The sequence below is a fragment of the Novosphingobium sp. genome, assembly GCF_036733805.1.
Classification (GTDB): domain Bacteria; phylum Pseudomonadota; class Alphaproteobacteria; order Sphingomonadales; family Sphingomonadaceae; genus Novosphingobium.
The window spans coordinates 2,481-6,210 of the sequence record NZ_DAIMZT010000099.1 but is presented as its reverse complement, the minus strand read 5'-3'; the positions used below and the strand labels follow the sequence as shown (position 1 = coordinate 6,210).

Sequence of the window (3,730 nt, the reverse complement as noted above, 5' to 3'; positions counted from 1 at the left end):
CGATCCGTCCGCGCAGGTCTGCGTCGCCGGAGGCGGCGGAGGCGGCGGGGGCGGAGGAGGCGGCGGCGGCGGAGGAGGCGGCGGAGCCGCTTCATGGCCACCGAAGTTGTAAGCCAGGGTGGCGAGCAGCGAGTGCGAACGCCAGCGCGCACGCACGTCAGTGCCGTCAGCGGCGACAAAGTTGACCTTGTTCACGTTCATGAACCGGTACTTGAGGCCCAGATCCCAGTGCGACGTCAGCGGATAGCGAATGCCGGCGAGCGCCTGCCACGCAAAGCGGGTATCCGAGTCATCAACATTCGGGCCGCTGGTTGCGATGAAGCTGGTGACGCGGCCGACGCCGGCGCCGCCACCGACGAAGCCCTGAAGGCCATCGTCAGGACCAAAATCGAGCAGACCGTTGACCATGAAGGACAAATTGCGGGTCTTGCCGCCCAGAGTGTCCTGGTTGCGCTCAAAAGTAGCGCCGGGAATCGTCAGGCTCTTGTTCCGGGTTGAGCGATAGCTGGCTTCGGTTTCCAGACGGAACATACCGAAGTCATAGCCAAGTACCGCGCCAGCATCCCAGCCCTTCTTGAAGTCCAACCGCCCGGCGTTATCGACACCATTAAGGCGAAGATCGGAATCCTCGACGATCATGCCGCCGAGATCACCTTCAAAATACCAAGACTTGTCTCGCGCGAGAGCGGGCGTAGCGAAGGCTGTCGAAGCCAGCGCCAGTCCAATGACGAGTTTCCTCATATGTTTCCCCTACTAATAGAGATTTGGAGCCACCGAGTGCACCGAGTGTCTAGCCCCTCCAAGAACCGTGCGCAAGCGCACAGTGAGAGGGATTGTTGCAAAAATGTCGCGATTTTGCAGGCTTGGCGAGTGTTTCGACATCGCTTTGCAAGATCGACGCCACTGATCTGCCCCTCTTTGTTGCACCCGTCAGACAGACGGGAAGATACCTAGCACCCGGAGAGCCGCGATCAGGTCATTGATCGCGGTCCGGGCTTCTGCGTCAACGGTTATGCCTCCAACTGGTTCCATCGGTGATGCAGCTTTTCGCCATGCGCCGAAAAAGAAACGCTGTTGCTGGGTGCTGATATCGAAGACGCGCATTCCGTCGCGCGGGGGAATGAAGACCCAGTTTCCGCTCTGCCGGCATGCCAAGAACTGGTCCTGCCCCGCCCATTCTCCAGTAGCGCCTGCGGCTACCAGCCAGTTCTGTCCGTCGGATGGCGATGCGGGAGGTGCCGCGGCTTCGCCTTCTATGCTGCAATGCAGCAAAGCGTCCGCCAGTGCGAAAGCTTCGTTCACGAAGACCTCTTTCTGCGCTTGGGCCGAATAAAGCAGCGGAAGCGCGAAGCGGGGGCTGACATTATCGAAAGTCACGGGATCACTCATCGGCAAGCTCCTGTTTTCATAGGTTTCTCAGGGCACTCTGCATAACATCAGCGGGTCGGATAGGCGGTGCGTGCCTTGCTGGCGAACGTGCAGCATCGCGCCGGGAGCTGCGGCGGAAAGTTCGGGCAACAACGAAGCAGGAATGACGAATTCCGGTTGGTTGACGGACCATCTGGCCACGGGTGCGGCAAACGGGCCCAGCGTAATCAGATAGCTTTCCGCTTGTTCGACGAGCGGCACGTCCACGCCATCGCGCCATTGCCAACCACCGCGCGCGCGGCGGGTCCAGGACAGGCGCCAAGAACCGTCGGCCGTCACCACCCGGCGCGGATGGACCGGCGCAAGGGGACGCAACGTAAGGCCGTCCAAGGCGACAGGCGTGACCACCGACGCCTCGTCGCCCCTGCCGAGCGCTACGACGCGCCGGTCTGCTCCATCTCCGAGCGTGGCGGTGTCGAGGGCGATGGGGCGGTCATCCAGCAAAACGAACGCCTCGCCCTCCTTATGCGAGAGGGCCGCCGCCTCTGTTCCACCACGTCCGCGCAGAAATCCTTCCAGCTGCCAGTTTCCGCCGCCAAGCGGGGTGGCGCGGGCGAATTGCACGATTTCCTCTCCCACCAGTGCGCGATTGGCGCCTTCGGCCAGTTGCCGCATGGTCGCGGAGGCGAGCATCATGGCCGGATCGACCAGTGTGAGCACAAGCTGCGAACCGCGATCGAACAGCAGGGGGCTTGCCGGGGGCAGCGCGGTGATCGCGGTGCCCATTACACTGCGGGCTCGCCCGCTTGGCCCAAGGGGATGCAGTTCGCCGTCACCGCGATCCGCATAAAGCGCTGCGCCGGCCCAGTTTGCGCTGGAGCTTGATACCGCTGCAAAAGGAAGCGGCCTATCCGGGTTGGAGATCGCGCCATCAACCGGCAGCTCGAAAGCGACGATGACGGTGGCGCCCGGCCTTTCGTCAACCGACGGCACGGGTCGGCCGGGGTCGGAGCCCACGGCGGGAGCCACGTCCGCGCCTGCGGGCAAGACTCGGTTCAACGTGATGTCGACACCGCTGTCGCGCCATTCCCAATCCAGCACGCGCCAGTGCCCGGCAATAGCCGGAAGAGTGACGAGGACGCCCGGCGCGACCGCCGGATCGAGTTCGGCGGTGCGCCACGACACACGCTCGCGCGTCCAGTCGATGCGCCGCGCGGTCCGTTCGATCAGCGTTCTTGCGGTGGCGGCGTCCAGCGCGGCGGGCAGCTCGATCACGCTCGGTTCGCCGGGGCCGGCATAGCCCGAGGCACGCTGGACGCTGGACTGATAGTCGCGACCCAGATCATGATAACGCAGGACCGACGGCGGCTGGTCAAGCGGCGGGGCACGATGCCGCGAAAAGCCGGAGGCCGCGCCGAAGGCATCGTCGCGGATCGCGATTGCCGCTTCCGGCAGCTCGATCGGCTCGCCCTGCAGTCGCGATCGCGCGAGCACAAGCCGCTCGCCACCCGCATCGGCTTCCAGCGGCATGACCTGGCCGAGCGTCAGCAGACTGTCGGCAAGCGGACCTTCGCTGGTGAACCCCGCGATGCCGGGCAAGGGCACGTCCGCGTCCAGGTTTTCAATCAGGTCGCCAATGATGTCGCGCAGGCCGAAACCCTCGTCCGCGATCACCTCGAATGTCAACGCAGGGAGGTGGTTGTAATATTCCGAAAGGTCGAGATCTTCGAACACGACATAGGCCAGATCACGATGGGCCGGGCAGCGATCAGCGCCCTCGGCCGCTAGGATCAGCGGATCGGGCTGCTGATCCCCTTCTCCGGTGTGAATGCGCAGCGTGCCGCCGACCTTGAGGTCTCCCGCTGCGCCGCGCAGCAGTTTGCCGTCGGCCCAGATGCGGCCGATGCCGCGGATCGGCCGGCTGGCAAGCGCGACGGCGAAATTGCCGGTATAGCTGTAAGTGGTCAACGAAGGGCTGCCCTTACCGCCGCCCTGGACTTCGCTGTGTTCGACCAGGTCGGTCGCCCAGATGATCGAGCCGGCCACCCGCATCCTGCCGAAATGCCGGGGCACGGGCTCCCCATAGCTGGACGTGGTGACGGCCAGTTCTTTGAGGCGCGGCCCCTGACGGCCAGGCGCGCCGAACAGCATCGCATCGGCCTGGCGCCCCACCAGCGAGCCGATTGCGCCGCCGACGGGGCCGCCGAGATATGTGCCCAGAGCGTTGAAGGCGATGGTTGCCATTTCAGTTCTTCCTTGGTCGCAGATGCCAGCGGCGGACCACCGCCCAGCCTGGATCGATCGGCCCTTCGACCACGCGGCGAAGACCGGCGTGCGCGTGAACGAAACGGCTCGGCGCGGT

3 protein-coding genes are annotated in these 3,730 nt (G+C 64.6%); all 3 read right to left on the bottom strand.

What is annotated here, in order from left to right; genetic code table 11:
- On the bottom strand, positions 1-741 hold a 741-nt coding region (locus tag V7D69_RS15080; protein ID WP_333606208.1), incomplete at its 3' end, for an outer membrane protein.
- A gap of 189 nt (positions 742-930) precedes the next feature.
- Positions 931-1,389, bottom strand: coding sequence for a DUF2793 domain-containing protein (locus tag V7D69_RS15075; RefSeq protein ID WP_324062493.1), 459 nt, complete (start codon positions 1,387-1,389; stop codon positions 931-933).
- A gap of 27 nt (positions 1,390-1,416) precedes the next feature.
- Entirely contained in the window at positions 1,417-3,612 is a 2,196-nt protein-coding gene (locus V7D69_RS15070) for a phage tail protein (protein ID WP_333606207.1), read from the bottom strand.
- Positions 3,613-3,730 lie beyond the last annotated feature (118 nt).

Bases quoted from the DNA above. Each gene is read 5' to 3' on its own strand.
- V7D69_RS15075 (WP_324062493.1), bottom strand. From the start codon at position 1,389: ATGAGTGATCCCGTGACTTTCGATAATGTCAGCCCCCGCTTCGCGCTT.
- V7D69_RS15070 (WP_333606207.1), bottom strand. From the start codon at position 3,612: ATGGCAACCATCGCCTTCAACGCTCTGGGCACATATCTCGGCGGCCCC.